Raw genomic sequence first — 18,967 nt, 5'->3', positions numbered from 1 at the left:
GCTCGAACCCTGCCGTGGGGCGCGAAACCCCGGAAAGGCTGCACCAGTGATCCTGCTGCTGTCGACCTCCGACACCGACCTGCTCAGCGCCCGCGCGAGCGGCGCCGACTACCGCTGGGCCAACCCGGCCCGACTGCTGGTCGACGAAGACCTGCCCGGACTGCTCGACGGCGTCGATCTCGTCGTGGTCCGGATCCTCGGTGGTCGCCGCGCCTGGGACGACGGCATCGACGCGGTGCTCGCGTCCGGGCTGCCGGCCGTCGTGCTCGGAGGTGAGCAGGCCGCCGACGCCGAGTTGATGGAGTGCTCGACGGTTCCCGCCGGCATCGCCGCCGAGGCGCACACGTATCTCGCGGAGGGCGGCGCCGACAACCTGCGCCAACTGCACAACTTCCTGTCCGACACGGTGCTGCTCACCGGTCACGGGTTCGAGCCCGCAGTGCACCTGCCGAACTGGGGCGTACTCGAGCGTCCCGCTCGCGAGATCGACGGGCCGACCGTCGCGGTGCTCTACTACCGCGCCCAGCACCTGGCCGGGAACACCACGTACGTCGAGGCGTTGTGCCACGCCATCGAGGACGCCGGGGCGACTCCGCTGCCGATCTTCTGCGCATCGCTGCGCACCGCACCCGCCGACCTGCTCGAATCGCTGGGCCGGGCCGACGCGATGGTCGTGACCGTCCTCGCGGCCGGCGGCACCAAGCCCGCGAACGCGCAGGCCGGCGGCGACGACGAGGCGTGGGATGTCGCCGAACTCGCTGCGCTCGACGTGCCGATCCTGCAGGGCCTGTGCCTGACCAGTAGCCGGGAGGCGTGGGAGGCCAACGACGACGGCATGTCCCCGCTGGACGTCGCCACCCAGGTCGCCGTCCCCGAGTTCGACGGACGCCTCATCACGGTGCCGTTCTCGTTCAAGGAGATCGACGCCGACGGCCTCACCGCGTACGTGCCCGACGCCGAGCGCGCCGCCCGCGTCGCCGGGATCGCCGTCCGCCACGCGAAGCTGGGACGAATCCCCAACCCGGACAAGAAGATTGCGCTGATGCTGTCGGCGTACCCGACCAAGCATGCGCGTATCGGCAACGCCGTCGGCCTGGACACCCCGGCCAGCGCGATCGATCTGCTGACGGCGATGCGCGAGAACGGCTACGACCTCGGGCCGGTGGACGGCGAGGACGCACTGCCCGGCCTCGCGGCCGAGGACGGCGACGCGCTCATCCACGCGCTGATCGCCGCGGGCGGTCAGGACCCGGATTGGCTCACCGCCGAGCAACTCGAGGGCAACCCGATCCGCATCTCCGCCGCCCGCTACCGCGAGTGGTTCGCGACGCTGCCGCAGGATTTCCGCGAGGGCGTCGAGGAGCACTGGGGTTCGGCCCCCGGCGATCTGTACGTGGACCGGTCGTCGGATCCCGAGGGTGAGATCGTCATCGCCGCGATCCGTGCCGGCAACGTGGTGCTCATGGTGCAGCCGCCTCGCGGTTTCGGTGAGAACCCCGTCGCGATCTACCACGATCCGGATCTGCCGCCGAGTCACCACTACCTGGCCGCGTACCGCTGGATCGGCGCGAGCACCGAGCACGGGGGTTTCGGTGCGGATGCCGTCGTGCACCTCGGCAAGCACGGCAACCTCGAGTGGCTGCCCGGCAAGACGCTCGGCATGTCCGCGTCGTGCGGCACCGACGCCGCACTCGGCGACCTGCCGCTGATCTACCCGTTCCTCGTCAACGATCCGGGCGAGGGGACGCAGGCGAAGCGTCGCGCGCACGCCACCCTCGTCGACCACCTGATCCCGCCGATGGCGCGCGCGGAGAGCTACGGCGACATCTCCCGGCTCGAGCAGCTGCTCGACGAGCACTCCAACATCTCCGCGCTCGACCCGGCGAAGCTGCCGGCGATCCGCCAGCAGATCTGGACGCTGATGCGCGCGGCGAAGATGGATCACGACCTGGGCCTGTCCGAGCGTCCGGAAGAGGACGTGTTCGACGACATGCTCATGCACGTCGACGGCTGGCTGTGCGAGATCAAGGACGTCCAGATCCGCGACGGCCTGCACATCCTGGGCCGCGCCCCGGAGGGCGACGCCGAGGTGGAACTGGTGCTCGCGATGCTGCGGGCCCGGCAGATGTGGGGCGGCGAGCAGTCGGTGCCCGGTCTGCGAGAGGCCCTGGGCCTGAGCGAGGCCGAGGTCGGTGTGAACGGAGCCGAGGACCGCGCACGCGTCGACCAGATCGAGGCGCAGGCGCACGCGCTCATCGCTGCTCTGTCCGACGCCGACTGGGATCCCGAAGCGGCCGATCGCCTGTCCGACGACGACACCGTCCGGCAGATCCTGCGCTTCGCCGCGACCGAGGTGGTGCCGCGACTGCGGCAGACGTCCGGCGAGATCGCCCAGGTGCTGCACGCGCTCGACGGCGGCTTCATCGCGGCCGGCCCGTCCGGTTCGCCGCTGCGCGGGCTGATCAACGTGCTGCCCACCGGCCGCAACTTCTACTCGGTGGACCCCAAGGCGGTGCCGTCGCGGCTGGCGTGGGAGACCGGTCAGGCGATGGCCGAGTCGCTCGCCGACCGCTACCGCGCCGATCACGGCGAGTGGCCGAAGTCGGTGGGCCTGTCGGTGTGGGGTACCTCCGCGATGCGCACGTCCGGCGACGACATCGCCGAGGTGTTCGCGCTGCTCGGTGTCCGCCCGGTGTGGGACGAGGCGTCGCGCCGCGTCACGAGTCTCGAGGTGATCGACCTCGCCGAACTCGGGCGCCCGCGCATCGACGTCACCGTCCGGATCAGCGGTTTCTTCCGGGATGCGTTCCCGCACGTGCTGGCGCTGCTCGACGATGCCGTCCGCCTGGTCGCCGGTCTCGAGGAGTCCGACGCCGACAACTATGTCCGCGCCCACGCGCAGGCGGATCTCGCCGAGCACGGCGACGACCGCCGCGCCACCACCCGCATCTTCGGTTCCAAGCCCGGCACGTACGGCGCGGGACTGCTGCAGCTGATCGACTCGAAGAACTGGCGCAACGACGCCGACCTCGCGCAGGTGTACACCACGTGGGGCGGCTACGCGTACGGACGCGGCCTCGACGGTGCCCCGGCTTCGGACGACATGCGCAGTGCCTACAAGCGGATCGCGGTGGCCGCCAAGAACACCGATACCCGCGAGCACGACATCGCCGACTCGGACGACTACTTCCAGTACCACGGCGGCATGGTCGCGACCGTCCGCGCGCTCACCGGCAAGTCCCCGGAGGCGTACATCGGCGACAGCACCCGTCCCGACGCCGTCCGCACCCGGACGCTGTCGGAGGAGACCGCCCGCGTCTTCCGTGCCCGTGTCGTGAATCCGCGCTGGCTCGAGGCGATGCGCCGGCACGGCTACAAGGGCGCGTTCGAGATGGCCGCGACCGTCGACTACCTGTTCGGGTACGACGCGACCACCAACGTGGTCGCGGACTGGATGTACGAGAAGCTCGCCGAGACCTACGTGCTGGACGAGCAGAACCGCAAGTTCATGTCCGAGTCGAATCCGTGGGCGCTCCACGGCATCTCCGAGCGCCTGCTCGAGGCCGTCGATCGGAACATGTGGGAGGAGCCGTCCCCCGAGGTCCTCGAGGGTCTGCGCCAGGTGTACCTCGAGACCGAGGGCGAGCTCGAGGGGGAGTAGCCCGACCGGCTACTTTCGCCAGAACAGGTGGTGGGTCACCCCGATCGAGCTGGGCACTGTTTCCAAATGGAAGCGGTCGAGCAGCTCGTCCGGGGTGTCCCACAGGCGCAGTCCGGTCCCGAACGTGATCGGGGAGACGGCCACGTGCATGGTGTCGACGAGGTCGTCGTCGAGGAACTCCCGGATCGTGGTGACCCCGCCGCCGAGTCGGACGTCCTTCCCCTGCGCAGCCTCTTTCGCCTGAGCGAGGATGGTGGCCGGCTTGTCGTCCACGAAGTGGAACGTGGTCTCGCCGCGCGTGATCGACGGCCGGGGGTGGTGGGTCGCGACGAAGACCGGCGTGTGGAACGGCGGCTCCTCACCCCACCAGCCCTCCCAGTCGAGGTTCTCCCACGCGCCGCGCTGCGGCCCGAACTTGTTGCGACCCATGATCTCGGCGCCGATGTTGTGGGAGAAGTCGCGGGTGAAGTAGTCGTCCAGGCCGCGGGTGCCGCCGGCATCGGTCCGCATGGGCCAGCTCGCAGTGGCGCCCGCCCAGGCGAACATCGCACCGGGATCGAGGCCGAACGGGCGCTCGAAGGTCTGGTTCTCCCCGCAGGCGACGCCGTCGCTCGAGACGTTGAAGTTCTGGACCTTCAGCTGTTGACTCACGTGATGCTCCGCTCTCCAGTGTGGTGTTACGAGAAGGCAGACTCGCCGCGTCGACGAAACTCATCAGGACGCGGGTTCAGGCTGGCGGCGAGGATACGAGAGTGCTCGTTCTGTCGACGGATCCCGGGGCGTGGGTGCGACCATGGAGGAGTCGACGCTCGACGCCTGATGCTGACCGGAGGCCGTGGCGATGGACGACTGGTCGAGAAGCGAGTACCCGCGGGTCGTGGTCGAGACTGCACAGGGCCGCGCAAGCTACAGGGCGGGCAAACCGATACGCATCGGCCGCGACCCGCAGATGGAGATCACGATCGTCGATCCCGTGGTGTCGCGCGAGCATGCGCAGCTCCGGTGGGACGAGGGATGGCAACTGGTCGACTCCGGCAGCAAGAACGGGATCTACGTCGCCGGCAAGCGCCGAGAAGAAGTACCCGTCACGGACACTGTGCTCGTCCGCCTGGGTGATGCGGTCGAGGGGCCCACCGTGCGGATCTCGATCGAGGACCCCGACGCGACGCGACAGGACGTGGGCAGTCGATGGGACGAGTCGACGATCGAGGTAGGGGATTCGATCGCCCCGCCCCCGACCCCGCACGAGACCGTCCCCGCCGGAGCCCTCACGATCGGACGGGCCCCCGACAACGACATCGTCGTCCGCGATGTGCTGGCCTCACGCCGTCACGCGATAGTCCACGACGTGCCGTCCGGCCTCGAACTCGACGATCTGGGAAGCGTCAACGGAACGTTCGTCGGCGGCACCCGGGTGACGCGCGCACGGCTGACCGACGGCGACGTCGTCACGATCGGCAACACCGACTTCAGCGTGCACGAAGGCCGTCTCGTTCCACGGCAGGCGACAGCCACGACCGTCGGCGGTCTACGCGTGGACGGCGTCGGGCTCACCATCGAAGGTGGGCGACGACTACTCGAGGACGTCACGTTCACGGCGGGACCCGGCAGTCTCACCGCGGTGATCGGGCCCTCCGGCGCGGGAAAGACCACCGTCGCCAAGATCATCTCCGGTGCGGAAGGACCGACGGAGGGCGTCGTCGAGTTCGACGGACGCAGCGTGCACACCGACTATTCGGTACTGCGCTCCCGCATCGGCATGGTCCCTCAGGACGACGTCGTTCATCGGCAGCTGACCGTCCGGAGGGCCCTCGGTTACGCCGCGGAGCTGAGACTGCCACCGGACACCACCCGGGCCGACCGGGAAGCGGTGATCGCGGGGGTACTCGACGAACTGCAACTGACCGAGCACGCCGACACCCGCGTCGATCGCCTCTCGGGCGGGCAACGCAAACGCGCATCGGTCGCGCTGGAGTTGCTCACGGGCCCTTCCCTGCTCATCCTCGACGAACCGACGTCGGGTCTCGACCCCGCGCTCGACCGCCAGATCATGGCGACGCTGCGCCGCCTCGCCGATTCGGGCCGCGTTGTCGTCATCGTCACGCATTCGCTGTCCTACCTCGAGATGTGCGACCAGGTCCTCCTCCTCGCGCCCGGTGGCAAGACCGCGTATGTGGGACCGCCCGACCGAGTCGGGAGCGCACTCGGCAGCACCGACTGGGCGGACATCTTCGCCCGTGTCGCCTCCGACCCGGACGGGGTGTTCGCCGAGTATCGCGCCTCCCGCCCCGAGGCGGCGCCGCCGCCGAGCCCACCCGGGCCTCTGGGGCGCCCCGCGCACACGTCCCGACTCGAGCAGTTGAGCACCGTCGCCCGCCGCCAGGTTCGACTGATCCGTGCCGACCGGGGCTATCTGGTGTTCCTGTCCCTGCTGCCTTTCGTGCTCGGCGGCCTGGCCCTGCTGGTGCCGGGCGACACCGGGTTCGGTCAGTCCGGTGCCGACGTATCCGGCGAACTCACCCAGATCCTGGTGGTGCTGATTCTCGGTGCCGCCTTCATGGGCTGTTCGCTGACCATCCGCGACCTGGTCGGCGAGCGCATGGTCTATCAGCGAGAACGTGCCGCCGGGCTGCTGCCGTCCGCCTACCTGACGGCGAAGATCGTCGTGTTCTGCGCAGCCGGCATCGTGCAGTCGGTGATCATGGTGCTGATCGTCTACGTGGGCAAGGGGTTCCCGGGCCACGGCAGTGTGCTCCCGTCGGGCGCCGTCGAACTGATCGTGGACATCGCCGCCACTACCTGCACCTGCGTCGTGCTCGGTTTGGCGTTGTCGTCGGTGGCGCGTTCGAGTGAGCAGGTGCTGCCGATGCTGGTGGTCACGATCATGGCGCAGCTGGTGATGTGCGGAGGATTGATCACGATCACCGGACGCGCCGGGCTCGAACAGGTCGCGTGGCTCTTTCCGTCACGTTGGGGGTTCGCGGCGGCCGCCTCGACGGTGGACCTGGTCACGAATGCCACCGGCACCGAGCCGGACTCGCTGTGGCAGCACACCGGATCGTGGTGGCTGCTCAGCATCGCCATGCTGGTGCTCATCAGCTGCGTGCTCACGGTCTTCACCTACAGCCGGCTCCGGCTCCGCCGTCGGTAGAAGTCGTCGAGCTCTGCGAACCGCTGCCGTCCTATAGTCGGCGGTCGAACGTGAGTGTCGGTGCCGCAGTCGAAATGTCCACGGTGTACGCCCGCAGCCGCACCGAGTCCGTCGACAGGTCCATGGTCATGAAGCCGACGTCGTCGAAGTTCTGGTAGAGATTCGCGCGCTCGGGACTCGTGGACTTGCCGTGGCTGTTCTTTCCGGCGGCGCCGGAGACGACCTGCCGGGTGCCCTTGGACGCCATGGTCGGTTCGAGGACCTGCAGCGTGTGATCGTGGCCGGACAGGACGAACTGGCAGCGCCCGACGACGTGGTCCTCGTAGAAGCGCTTGGCGTGGATGCCGTTCATCGGTTCGAGCGGGATCCCGTCGTACGCACCGGCGTCGCCGTGCGAGCCGTTGCTCAGGTACGGGTGATGGGTGCACGCGATCTTCCACTTGGCGGGGGACGCCTCGATCGCCGCGTCCAGCCAGGCGCGCTGCTCGTTCATGAACTGCCCGTCGGCCGCCCAGTACGGCACGAACAGCGGCGGCAGATAGGCAGCCACCGGGTTGAGGTCGAGGACGAAGAACTCGACGACCGGATTCTCCTCGGGCACCCGCACCGAGTAGTACCGCGACGGCATCCACCATTTGCGGGAGGTCTGGTGGTAGCCCACCTCGTCGTTGCCGCGCAGCAGCCAGCCGCCGTCGCCGGGAAAGAGGGCGGTGTTGTCGTGGTTGCCGAGGGCCATCACCCACGGGAAGTCCAGTCCGTGGTTGGGATCCTCGAACTTGGTGGCGAACTGCACGTCCCGGTCACCGTTCGGCCCGGCCTCGTAGATGTTGTCGCCCAACCCCAGTGCCATCCCGAACGGCTCGGCGCCGTGCACCTTGCGCATCGCGTCCGCGACGGCCCACTGCGCCTGGGTGCCGGTTCCGGCGTCGCCGGTGACGAGCACGCGGACGTTCGAGTTTGTCGGGAAGGGGTGCTTGCCGCCGGCGGGCACCGCGCCCGGGACAGCGGCTGCGGCGGTGGGCGCCAGCGCGGCCAGCGAGACGGCCGCACCGGTCATGCCGGCAGCGGCGAGGAAACGGCGGCGGTCGATCGGGTAGAACTCGGTCACGGGGTGTTCCTCGTCGATGTCCAGGATGTCGGGAAGTCCGTCCCAGCAAACCGCACGACGAGCCAGACAACGCCCGAATCAGCAATATCTGCAGCGATATTCACGAAATATTCAACCGGCGGACGGGCCAATCAGTGATGCTCGAGCCAGGTGAGGATCGCCTTGACCCGGCGGTTGTCCTCCCCGGGCGGCAGTCCCAACTTGAGGAAGACATTGGCGACGTGCTTGCTCACCGCCGCCTTCGACAGGAACAGCGCGTCGGCGATCTCCCCGTTGGACTTGCCCTCGGCCATCAGCGCGAGCACCTCGCTCTCCCTTGCCGTCAGCCTGCCGAGCGGCCCCGACGAGGATTCCGGCCGAGTGACGTGGCGCACCACCTCCGGGTCGACCACGACACCGCCGGAGGACACCGTCTCGACCGCACGCAGGAAGTCGCCGACGCGACCGACCTTCTCCTTGAGGAGATAGCCGACACCGTCTGCGCCGGGCCCGTTGAGCAGCTCCTTGACATAGGGCCCGGTGACGTAGGCCGACAGCACCAGAATCGGCAACTGACGATGGCGCGCCCGCAGTTCCATCGCGGCTCGCAGGCCGTCGTCGGTGCCCTCGGGCGGCATACGTACATCGGTGATCACCAGGTCGGGCAGCTCACCGGCGGCGGCCATGGCGTCGACAGCCGACACCAGCGAGGGCGCGTCGTCGCATTCGCGCACCACATCGTGCCCGCTGGCCACCAGGATCTCCTTGATCCCGGCCCGGATGAGCGGGGCATCGTCGGCGAGCACGATTCTCATGGCTGCACATTTCCTCGTCGTGCTCGGATCCGAATCGTCACCACGGCGGTTCGGCGGGGGCCGTCACCACCACCGTAGTTCCCACGCCGGTCGGGCTCACCACCCGAATCTCGCCGCCGACACTGCGCATCCGCTCGCGCAGCCCCACCAGGCCGGTGCCGCGTCCCTCACCGAGTTCGACGCCGCCACCGCCCTCGTCGACGATCCTCGCCGTCACCCCCTCGGGCGTGCACTGGAGTTCCACCCGGGCGTGGTCGACCGCGGCATGTTTGACGACGTTGGTGAGCGCCTCCGAGATCGTGAAGTAGACGGCGCCCGCGATCGGGGCGGACAGGGAAGCGTCGTCGCCCTCCGCCACGAACTCGACGGACAGCGGCGACCGGGAGACCAACTCGCGCACGGCCGCCACCAAACCCAGATCGCTGAGATCACGGGGATGGATGCCGCGCACCGTCTCGCGTAGCCGTTCCAGGGCACGCTCGGCCTGAGCCTGCGAACGCGAGGCCAACTCCCTGAGGCGTTCGTTGTCGGCTCCGGACTCGGCCGCCGCCTCGAGCATCCCCAGACTGAGCACGACCGCGACGAGGTCCTGTTGCGCGCCGTCGTGCAGGTCCCGCTCGATGCGCTGCCGCTCCAGTTCGAACGCCTCGGTCAACGACGCACGACTGCTGCGGAGGTCGCGCAGCTGTGATTGGAGATCGCGGTCGCGCTGGGTGGAGAACCCGAGCAGCGCCACGTCGCGCAGCGACGAGATTCCCGCCAGCAATGCCGCCGTCACCACCGCCAACACGAAACCGAAGGGCACCGCAGCCACCGACTGTCCCGCGGAGGACGGGGTGAACGGGCCCGCCTGCGCCGCGATGCCGAACGCCCAGAAGACGGGGGAGAAGACGAGAACCAACGCACCGATGAAACCGAAGAAGGCGATCAGCAGTGAGAACACCGACAGCACGACCGCCACCAGCAACACCGGCAGGTCGGTGCGCCACAGTCCGGACGTCCGCACTCGCGCGCGAATCCAGCGCCACCACGATTCGTCCCTCGGACGCAGCGGCTCGCTCGCCGCACCGCAGGCGCGGGCGCGCATGCGGTCGAGTTCGGCGACCACCACCGCAGTGATCGGCAGCAGCGGCACCAACACCACGCCCACCAGCAGGAACGGTAGGAGCGCCGCGGCGGCCATCTCCAGCACCACCCTGCGGCCCAGGCGTGAGGACGACATGGCATCGAACTCTGCCAGACTCCGGGCCCCGAGAAGGTAGTGCTCGCTCTACCTTCTCGGGGAGACAGCACCAGTGTTTGCCGGGCGCGAAACCGATCGAATGGATTCATGCCACACGACGCCCCGACCACCCCCTGTCTCCGGCTGCGCGGCCTGCGCATGGACTTTCCCGTTCCCGGTCGTCGCCGTGAATCCACCCGCGTGCTGCACGACATCGATCTCGACATCCCCGAGGGTCGACTCACCGCGATCGTCGGCCCATCCGGGTCCGGCAAATCCACCCTGCTGTTCTGCGCGGCCGGCCTCGAGGTGCCCACCGGCGGCACCGTCGAGGTGCTCGGCACCGATCTCGGTTCCCTCGGCGCCCGCAGACGCGCAGCGTTTCGCAGTGAGCACATCGGTTTCGTGTTCCAGGAGTACAACCTGGTCAGCTCGCTGTCGGTCGAAGAGAACATCGCGCTTCCGGCCCGCCTCGCCGGTCACAAGGTGCCGCGAGCCCGGGTCCGCGACGCCATGGACCGACTGGGCATTCGCGAACATGCCGGACGTCGACCCGATCGGCTGTCCGGCGGCGAGCGCCAGCGCGTGGCCGTCGCCCGCGTTGTCGCCAACCGCCCGCGCATCGTGTTCGCGGACGAGCCCACCGGGGCGCTCGACCTCGCGTCGGGCCGGGTGGTGCTCGACTGGCTGCAGGCCCTGCCCGCGCAGGGCACGACGGTGGTGATGGTCACCCACGACCCGCACGCCGCGGCCCGCGCCGACCACGTCGTCGTCATGGGTTCCGGACGCGTTCACACGATGCTTCCCGGCGGTGACGGCCTGGCTGTCAGCGAAGCCATCCTCGACGCCCAGGCCGCCACCGCAGAGGACGCGCTCGCATGATCCGCCTCGTTCTCGCCGACATCCGCAGCCAGTCCGCGATGTGGCTGTGGACCGTCCTGTGCGCCACCGTCGGTGGTGCGTGCGGCGCCGGAGCCGTGATCGCGATGCTCACCGCGATCGGCTCGGCGCAGGCCGCAGGCGACGCCGACATGACCCAGGCAACGATCGCCCTGGGCGGCAATATCGTCTTCTTCACCGTCCTCGCGGCGGTCGCCGTCGTCGCCTCCACCGTCGGCCTCACTCTCACCACCCGACGGCGCGAGCACGCACTGTGGGTGATCCTCGGCATCCCGCGGCGCCGGGTGCGCCGCGTGCTCGTCACCGAACTGCTGGTGCTGGGATTGACTGCCGGTCTGCTCGCGCTGCCGCTCGCACTCGTCGTGGCCCGCGCGACACTGCGCCAGTGGACCGACACCGGTCTCGACCTGCACGGCGCCTACGTCGGCTTCGAGCCGTGGTACCTCGGTGCGACGCTGGTCGCGGGCATCGTCCCACCCCTGATGGGTGGGTGGGCTGCGGCCCGACGCGCGGCGAGGACCCCCGAAATGCGCGCCTTCCGCGACACCGCCGAGCCCCCGGCCCGGCCCGGCATCGGGCGAAGCATCCTCGCGCTCGGTCTGCTCGCCGGCGTGATCGGCATGTGGATCCCGGGTCTGGGCTTCGAGCTCAGCGGACCCGAACAGCGCACCGCGTTCGCCTTCGCCGGAAACCTCTTCCTGGTGTGCCTTCTGCTCCTGATGGGGCCGTGGGTACTCACGCCGCTGATGAGACTGTGGACCGCGCTGGTGCCGGCCGCCGATATCGCCTGGCGATTGGCCGTGCACTCCTGCCGCGCCCGCGCCGCGCGCAGCGTGACCACCGTCCTCCCATTCGCTCTGGCGCTGTCGATCGTGGGCCTCTTCATGGTGATCGGCAACGCGATGCCCGGCGGCTCGACCGGACTCGACGACGTGCTCGTCGTGCTCGGATGGGTATTCGTGGTCTCGTGGATCGGCGGGCTCACCGTCATCGCGCTGGTCGGTCGCGAACGTCGTCGGGATTCCGCCCTCATCAGTGCAGCTGGGGCCCGACCCGGAGTGATCGCCCGATCCACCGTGTACGAGGGCGTCATCTACGCCGTGACCGCGATCCTCTTCGGCCTCGTCACGCTCCTGGTGTCCTGCTGGACCATCGCCGTCGGCGCGCGGACATCGGTCGGCGGCGTAGTGGGTGGCCTGCCCTGGCCGATGCTGGCTGGTCTGGCCGCCGCGACGCTGATCACGACGTGCCTGGCGCTGGCATGGCCCGCTGTCAGAACGTCGCGGATCGACGTCGCCCGTGCACTTCGCGGCTGAGTCCCGATCTCGAAAGCCCCTGTGATGCCACCAAAGTCATCACCGAACCCAACTCCCATCTCGAGAGGATGGAATCTCCATGTTCAAGCGGCACCGCACCAGACTCACCTCGATCATCGCGATACCGATCGTGGCGGCATCGGCGATTGCGGCGTGCTCGAGTCCAGCCGACGACGGATCCTCGGGTACGGCCGCAGCGGCGTCAGGCGTGAGCGACGGGTTGCAGCGACTGATGGACGCCGATCCGTGGGATGCGGGAGATTGGGGGATCTTGGTCGCCGACCAGGAATCCGGTGAGGTCCTCGAGTCACTGAACGCAGAATCGCCGTTCTTGACCGGATCGACTGCGAAGACATTCGCCGTCGCCTCGGCACTCGAGGTCCTGGGTGGGGACCACCGCTTCCGAACCCCGATCGTGCACACCGGGGTGGTCACGCCGGAGGGTCGCCTGTCGGGTGACCTGATCATGGTGGCCAGCGGCGACCTCACACTGGGCGGACGGACGACCGCGGAGGGCTCTCTCGCAGTTCCCGACTTCGATCACTACGACGCCAATGCCGTGCCCGGAATGGCCACCATCACCCCGCAAGATCCGCTCGCGGGGATCAACGAACTTGCTCGCCAGGTCGCTGCCAGCGGGATTCGGCACATCGACGGCGACGTCATCATCGACGACCGCCTGTGGGACCCCGTGTCGATCGGCGGAGTGCCGATCACTCCGATCGTTGTCAACGACAACCTTGTCGACCTGCTCGTCACACCCCACGAGCCCGGCAGGCCGGCCGCCGTCGACTGGCGTCCGAAAACAGCGGCCTTCACCGTCGATGCCGATGTCACGACCACAGCTGCCGGAACCGCACCGTCTGTGACCGTCGACAGCGATGGCACAGGGCGCATCCTTGTGCGGGGCACGGTGCCCGCCGATGCGGTGGCACCGTTCGTGGCGACCTACCAGGTTCCCGATCCGCCGGCATTCGCACGGACCCTGCTCGTCGAGGCGCTGGCCCGCAACGGGATCACCACCACCGCCCCGGCATCGGGCACCAACCCCGACGGCATCCTCCCGAGCTCGCCGGAAGTTGCCGCACTGCCCGTAGCCGCAATCCATACGTCGCCGCCGTTCAGGGAATACGCCACGCTGATCAACAAAGTCAGCCACAACCTCGGCGCGAACCTTCTAGCCCCACTGATGGCAGTTGAACGAGGACTCCGCACCTACGAGGACGGAATGACCATCGAACGCGACATCCTCGTCGACGCCGGTATCGATCCGGAGTCCTTCGTTCTCGTCGACGCCCAAGGCCTTCCAGGCGACAGCGCCGCACCGATCGCGCAAACCGAACTTCTTCGCCTGCTTGCACAGAGGGACGATTTCGGCGTCTTCTACGATTCGATGCCGGCCATGGGCATCGACGGATCCCTCTCTGACGTCATCGATCGCACCGATCCGGCTGCGGGAAACATTCGGGCCAAGACCGGGACGCTGATCGGTGCGCTCGACGGGCAGCTCGCCCTCACGACGAAAGCGCTCGCCGGGTACATCGATGCGCAGAGCGGCCGACGACTGGTGTTCGCGATCTACCTCAACGACATCGTCGTGCCCAGCGATTCGGTGAACGACGCGATCGACCTGGCCCTCGACGCCAACGAGCTGCTCGGCGCGATGGCCGCCGCGATCTATCGAACGCGCTGACACGAGGGAAAGACCATGGACGTCCCTCTTCCTCGATCCTCGCGCGCGTGGTGTCCTGGATAGGTCACCGTGTCCATTCAGGACCGGATCGGACCATCGACCTGTCGAGGGAAACGTCATGACCACCATCCACCTCCACAAGACGACCAACGCGACACCCGAGGAGGTCCTTGCGGGTCTCACCGACTTCGGGCCGGGCCGCGAGGAAGTCTTCGGAAACAGCGCTGACAGCTATCTCGAGGTGCACAACCAAGGACCACACGATGCCGACGTCACCGAGGGTTCGAGCGGCATCTGGGAGCGTTTGCACTACGACTGGGCCGACCCGCATCACGTCGTGATGACGACCACCGACTCCAACCTGTGGGGCGGCGCGTCGGGCCACACCTACAACCTCACGCAGACACCGACTGGTGGGACCGACGTCGACGTACTGGTCGTCCGTGACGGTAAGAATCTGCGGGGCCGTCTGCTTGCCGGCGTGCTCGGGCTCTTCGGCACCCGCGTTCTGGGAAAGCAGTTCGACAAGTCCGTCGAAGCGATCGAGGCGCGCAATCACGGCACGAGCGGCAATGACACGCAGCAGCCCGAGGGCTGAGTCATCGCGTGACTTTCAGTCCGATTTCCCACGTACCCTGGCGGGCATGACCACGCTGAGCGAGATCGGTGCCTCGAAATACGTTCTGCTGACCACATTCCGGAAGGACGGCTCGGGCGTACCGACGCCGCTGTGGGCGGCGATGGACGGCGACCGGTTGCTGATGTGGACGGTGACCGACTCGTGGAAGGTCAAGCGGATCCGGAACCGATCGCGCGTCACCGTCGGCGCCTGCGATGTGCGAGGCAACCCGACGGGCCCGCAGATCGACGCGACCGCAGTCGTTCTCGACGACGCCGACACCGAACATGCGCGCGACGTCATCGCCCGCAAGTACGGGATCCTCGGCTGGATCACCATGAAGGGCAGTCTTCTTCGACGTGGCCGCAAGGGGACCATCGGCCTGGCGGTCACGCAGTAACGCGGCTGGGAGACGAACCGATTCACAGGGTGTTCAGCGACATACCCGAAGTATCTGAAGTATCTAGGGAAAGGCACATCATAGGATCGAGCGCCATTGCAGCTCAGGTCGGGAATCGGCTGCGCGACGGCATGCTCGCCGGAAACCCACTGGCCATTGCTGCCGCCGCGATCCTGGTTCCGCTCGGCATGATCTTCGGGTCGACGACCCTGTAGTTCGGCGGAAACCGTCGGTTCAGTCACCTTCGCTGTCGAATCGGGTGCGGGCATCCTCGATCGCCGGCATGTGGGCATCGGCCCAGGCCAGGAGGACGTCGACGGGGTGCCGCAACGTCTTGCCCAGGGGGGTGATCCGGTACTCGACGGCGATGGGTCGGGCGTCGAGTACTTCACGGGCGATGATCCCGTTGCGTTCGAGGCGGCGCAGTGTCGCGGTCAGCGATTTCTGCGTGACGGCGGGAATCGCGCGGCGTAGTTCGTTGAAGCGGCTCGGGTGGTCGCACAGTTCGTTGAGCACCGCCAAGGACCACTTGTCGAGAACCTGATCGAGAAGTTCACGATGCGGAGGAGTGACGGTCAAGTCGCCGGAAGCGATGTCGGTGGTATCGCGCACGCTACCTAGTCTCGTTGAAGTGTCCTTCGGTTACCAAGTATCACTGAGATACCCCATTGAATCGATGTGCGAGGAGCACTCATGACCGTTCGGTATCTCACCACCCCTGCAGGCATGACCGGACCCACCCCGTACCACCACGTCGCGATCGGCACAGGTACCCGGCACGTGCACGTCGCAGGGCAGATCGCTCGCCTCGCGGACGGCACTCCCGTGGCCCCGGATGATCTGGCCCGGCAAGTTGTCCAGGCGCTGCGCAACACGGGAGCCGGGCTCGGCGGCGCCGGCGCGACGTTCAACGACGTCCTGCGACTGACCTTCTACGTCACCGACTGGCGGCCCGAGAAGATCTCCGAACTCATGGCCGGTGTCGAACGGGTCGCCGCGGAGATCGGATTGCCGTCGCCCATGCCGCCCGCCTCGCTCATCGGCGTGGACTACCTGTTCGAACCGGACGTCCTCGTCGAGATCGAGGCGACGGCGATCCTCGACTGACGTTGCCGGGTGCCCACTCGGGAAGTCTGGGCCCGAGCGCTACAGGTCGAAACCGGCGACCGCGTTCCCCGTGAGCGGATTGTGTTCGCGCGCATAGATTTCCAGGGTGGCGGGATTCTTGTGCCCGGTCTGCCGCATGACTTCGTGAGCCTGCGCTCCGTTCCGGAACGCCTGCGTGACGAACCCGGCGCGCAGGGAGTGCCCGCCGAGTTTCGCGATCTTGGCGGGCGTCAGGCCGGCATCGGTGGCGGCGCGGCGGATCACCCCGTGGATGCCCTGCCCGGTGAGGGCGCTGTCACCGATGTTCCCGTTCACGCGCAACGGCCGGAACACCGGTGAGGCCGCCACGCCGGGATCGAGATCGGGGTAGGGGACATGGCAGACGTGGGTACGGAATGCTCCGGGGCTATCGAGTAGCTGGGCGATAGCAGAACGGCCGCCCCGATGGTGGGCGAGGAGGACGTCGAGCCAGCGCCGGTACACGCACGGTGGGCAGGCGCGGTGACCGACAGCGAACGGCGTGGCCTTGACCATGCCGTCGCCGATCTGGTCGGTCTTCGATCTCCGTACCAGGATGTGGAGTCCGTCCTCCGAGTGCAGGGTGATGTCCCGCAGTTGCAGACCGGACAGCTCGGAGCGCCGGAACGCCCCCAGGAATCCGAGCAGGATGACCGCCGAATCGCGGCGTTCACGCAGCCGGCCCTGCCAGGTGTCGGCATTCTCGCGCATGGTGGCGAGGATGTAGCTGATTTCGTCTCCGAGGAGGGGCGCGACCCGTTTGGTGGGGCGCTCCCCGGATGCGGCGTACGTCCGGCGGATGCCGGCCAACGTGTCCTTGACGATCTGGGTGCCGCCGGGGGCCGGGCGCGAACAGGCGCGGTGCCAGTAGTTGATCGACGCCACCCAGCGGGTAAGGGTGTTCGTCGCGTAGACACGGTCCCCGGTATCGGTGCGCCGGTCGGCGTGCTCGGTGAGGTAGTCGGCGACGGTGTGCGGGTGCGCCGGCATCGGCACGTGTCCCCGCTCGGCGCACCAGGCGCGGAACTTGTCCCAGTCGCCCCGGTAGTTCCGGACCGTCGACGGCGCGTGCCGTTGCTCGAGTGCCGCCATGATCCGCGCCTCCGCCGACGCCGTCAGTACCGGGGCGGCAGGTTCCATCTCGGGGATCGTCCGAAGCGTCGAACGATCCGGAACGGCGGGCAGTGCGGGTGCGGACACGACGATGTCGCCATGCTCGCTCACACCCGTGGTCCTTTCGTCATCCGACGGGATGAAGCCTACCGAGCGATACCGACAGGTCTGGACGCCCGATCCCCGGACCGTCGCACTGTCACAGTGACAAAACCGTGCCATGCATCTCCTAGGGCTACCGACGCGGACGGAGGTTGGGAAATCGTCCCTGCGAATCCGGCCCGGTCACGCCGATCCACGTGTTGCCGCCCGGAAACATCCACCCGGCACTGCGCGATTCGATGACGGCGCTAACTGTCATTAGCGTGAGTTGGGCTCCGGGCGGCCGGTGAACCGCTCCTCAATGCGCGCTACGCCGCGACACCGGCGGGCAGAACTCGCCCTCGAGGCTCCGGAACCACCAGGCGCCGGTCTCGCGGCGTTCGGCAGGGGTCGTGAAGCGGTAGCGGAACGTCCGCGCCCGGATCGCCGCCGGGGGAGCATTCGGAAACGGGTTGTGGTGCAACAGTTTCAGAGTCGCGCGGTCGCCCTCGAGCAGTCGGGTGACGAAGGCTCCGAACCAGGAGGCGGCGTAGCCGGGGGAGATCGCGGCGAACCACATCAGCCAGTCCAGCCGCAGGTGGTAGGGCGCGAACTGGCGCGGACGCCGCCGCAGGTCGCCCGGTTTGCCCCTGAACTCGTACGCCAGCCACTCGCTGTCCGGGCCGGGGTGCGCGTCCGAGCAGCCCTCGACCACGATCTCGCGCCGAATCTTCGTGATGTGGCCGAATGCGCCGTAGGTGTTGACCAGGTGCCACGGATCGAACGACGCGTTCATCATCTGGTGACTCGAGAACATGTTCCGCGCCGGGCGGTAGCTGAGCGCGACGACGGCGACCGTGACGGCCACGACGAGAATCACGAACCACGGCGGCGCCGACCCGACACCGGACGGCGACGACACCGGCAGTACGAACACCCAGAACGCGTCGGGCAGCACCGACAGGCCCAGGACGATCGCGAGCCAGTTGAGCCACGCGAAGTTGCCGCTCGCCACCAACCACAGCTGCGTGAGCACCATGATCCCGGCCGCGCCGCCCGCCACCGGCTGCGGCGCGAACAGGAAGAACGGCACGATCAGCTGCGTGAAGTGGTTGCCGGCCACCTCGACCTTGTGCAACGGCCGCGGCAGGTGATGGAAGTACCAGCTGAGCGGGCCCGGCATCGGCTGGGTCTCGTGGTGGTAGTTCAGGCAGGTCAGATCCCGCCAGCACGGATCCCCACGGATCTTGATCAGACCCGCACCGAACTCGAGCCGGAACAGCAGCCACCGGAGCAGCAGCAGCGTCAGCAGGGGAGGGGCGGTGTCCCAGTTCCCGGCGAACACCGCCAGCAGGCCCACCTCGAGCAGCAGCGACTCCCACCCGAAGCTGTACCAGAGTTGCCCGACGTTGACGATCGACAGGTACAGCCCCCACAGCAGCAGCCAGCCCAGCATCGCCAGGGGCAGCGGAAGCCGGTCCACCAGGCCGAACAGCGCGAGACCCGACAGCGCCACCCCACACCACGCGACGACCGCGAAGAAGCGGTCGGAGTAGTGCACGTGGAAGACGCTCGGTGACCGCTGCCAGGGGCTGCCCGCGAGGTAGCGCCGGGCCGGGAGCATCCCGCCGTCCCCGATGAGAGGTCTGAACTGATTGACCGCCACCAGGAACGCAGCCAGATAGATAGCGGCGAGCCCCTCCTTGAAGAGCAGCCGCGACAGCCAGTAACCGTCCGCGTCGAACCACACCACAGCAGGCTCCTCTGCTGTGGACGCTACTCGC

Annotated in this window: 15 protein-coding genes; 8 read left to right on the top strand and 7 right to left on the bottom strand. The window is 68.2% G+C overall.

Going from position 1 to position 18,967, the window contains the following annotated elements; all coding sequences use genetic code 11:
* The first annotated feature begins 46 nt into the window (after positions 1-46).
* A complete protein-coding gene (gene cobN / locus C8K36_RS13110; protein WP_107984933.1) occupies positions 47-3,661 on the top strand; it encodes a cobaltochelatase subunit CobN in 3,615 nt (1,204 codons plus the stop codon).
* Between the two features lie 9 nt (positions 3,662-3,670).
* On the opposite strand, the gene C8K36_RS13105 is transcribed toward cobN, so the two are convergent.
* A complete protein-coding gene (locus C8K36_RS13105) occupies positions 3,671-4,312 on the bottom strand; it encodes a dihydrofolate reductase family protein (protein WP_107984932.1) in 642 nt (213 codons plus the stop codon).
* A 190-nt stretch (positions 4,313-4,502) separates the two neighbouring features.
* On the opposite strand from C8K36_RS13105, the gene C8K36_RS13100 reads away from it, so the two are divergent.
* A complete protein-coding gene (locus C8K36_RS13100) occupies positions 4,503-6,812 on the top strand; it encodes an FHA domain-containing protein (protein WP_107984931.1) in 2,310 nt (769 codons plus the stop codon).
* 31 nt (positions 6,813-6,843) lie between these two features.
* On the opposite strand, the gene C8K36_RS13095 is transcribed toward C8K36_RS13100, so the two are convergent.
* The 3 genes from C8K36_RS13095 to C8K36_RS13085 all read right to left on the bottom strand — a co-directional run bounded on the left by C8K36_RS13095 (position 6,844) and on the right by C8K36_RS13085 (position 9,936).
* Positions 6,844-7,920: a metallophosphoesterase gene (locus C8K36_RS13095; RefSeq protein ID WP_107984930.1), complete on the bottom strand. Its 1,077-nt coding sequence runs from the start codon at positions 7,918-7,920 to the stop codon at positions 6,844-6,846.
* A gap of 131 nt (positions 7,921-8,051) precedes the next feature.
* Complete coding sequence (locus C8K36_RS13090; protein WP_107984929.1) at positions 8,052-8,714, bottom strand: response regulator transcription factor; 663 nt, start codon at positions 8,712-8,714, stop codon at positions 8,052-8,054.
* A gap of 37 nt (positions 8,715-8,751) precedes the next feature.
* Complete coding sequence (locus C8K36_RS13085) at positions 8,752-9,936, bottom strand: sensor histidine kinase (RefSeq protein ID WP_107984928.1); 1,185 nt, start codon at positions 9,934-9,936, stop codon at positions 8,752-8,754.
* Between the two features lie 108 nt (positions 9,937-10,044).
* Here C8K36_RS13085 and C8K36_RS13080 point away from each other — a divergent pair, with 108 nt between their 5' ends.
* From C8K36_RS13080 to C8K36_RS13060, 5 genes are all read left to right on the top strand, one after another.
* A complete protein-coding gene (locus C8K36_RS13080) occupies positions 10,045-10,818 on the top strand; it encodes an ABC transporter ATP-binding protein (protein WP_219910009.1) in 774 nt (257 codons plus the stop codon).
* Positions 10,815-12,152, top strand: a complete 1,338-nt coding sequence (locus C8K36_RS13075; protein ID WP_107984927.1) for an FtsX-like permease family protein — start codon at positions 10,815-10,817, stop codon at positions 12,150-12,152. Before C8K36_RS13080 ends, C8K36_RS13075 begins: the two co-directional genes overlap by 4 nt.
* A 79-nt stretch (positions 12,153-12,231) precedes the next feature.
* Positions 12,232-13,845 (top strand): D-alanyl-D-alanine carboxypeptidase/D-alanyl-D-alanine endopeptidase, encoded by a 1,614-nt coding sequence (gene dacB / locus C8K36_RS13070; RefSeq protein WP_107984926.1) that lies wholly within the window; start codon positions 12,232-12,234, stop codon positions 13,843-13,845.
* A gap of 118 nt (positions 13,846-13,963) precedes the next feature.
* Positions 13,964-14,443 carry a hypothetical protein gene (locus C8K36_RS13065; RefSeq protein WP_107984925.1) on the top strand — a complete coding sequence of 160 codons (480 nt, stop codon included), beginning with the start codon at positions 13,964-13,966 and terminating at the stop codon, positions 14,441-14,443.
* Between the two features lie 46 nt (positions 14,444-14,489).
* Positions 14,490-14,864 (top strand): PPOX class F420-dependent oxidoreductase, encoded by a 375-nt coding sequence (locus C8K36_RS13060; protein ID WP_107984924.1) that lies wholly within the window; start codon positions 14,490-14,492, stop codon positions 14,862-14,864.
* A 234-nt stretch (positions 14,865-15,098) separates the two neighbouring features.
* Here the strand turns inward: C8K36_RS13060 and C8K36_RS13055 are convergent, their stop codons facing one another.
* The gene (locus tag C8K36_RS13055) at positions 15,099-15,476 is read right to left on the bottom strand and encodes a winged helix-turn-helix transcriptional regulator (protein WP_107984923.1); all 378 of its coding nucleotides are present in this window, start codon (positions 15,474-15,476) and stop codon (positions 15,099-15,101) included.
* An 81-nt stretch (positions 15,477-15,557) separates the two neighbouring features.
* Between C8K36_RS13055 and C8K36_RS13050 the strand changes: the two genes are divergently transcribed.
* Positions 15,558-15,971, top strand: a complete 414-nt coding sequence (locus C8K36_RS13050; protein ID WP_107984922.1) for a RidA family protein — start codon at positions 15,558-15,560, stop codon at positions 15,969-15,971.
* A 39-nt stretch (positions 15,972-16,010) separates the two neighbouring features.
* On the opposite strand, the gene C8K36_RS13045 is transcribed toward C8K36_RS13050, so the two are convergent.
* Complete coding sequence (locus C8K36_RS13045; RefSeq protein WP_107985185.1) at positions 16,011-17,129, bottom strand: site-specific integrase; 1,119 nt, start codon at positions 17,127-17,129, stop codon at positions 16,011-16,013.
* 373 nt (positions 17,130-17,502) lie between these two features.
* The gene (locus C8K36_RS13040) at positions 17,503-18,936 is read right to left on the bottom strand and encodes a lipase maturation factor family protein (protein WP_107984921.1); all 1,434 of its coding nucleotides are present in this window, start codon (positions 18,934-18,936) and stop codon (positions 17,503-17,505) included.
* Positions 18,937-18,967 lie beyond the last annotated feature (31 nt).

Origin of the sequence: Rhodococcus sp. OK519 (genome assembly GCF_003051005.1) — a bacterium.
Classification (GTDB): Bacteria; Actinomycetota; Actinomycetes; order Mycobacteriales; family Mycobacteriaceae; genus Prescottella.
The sequence above is the reverse complement of the archived record's forward strand: the minus strand, read 5'-3'. Positions and strand labels throughout refer to the sequence as shown.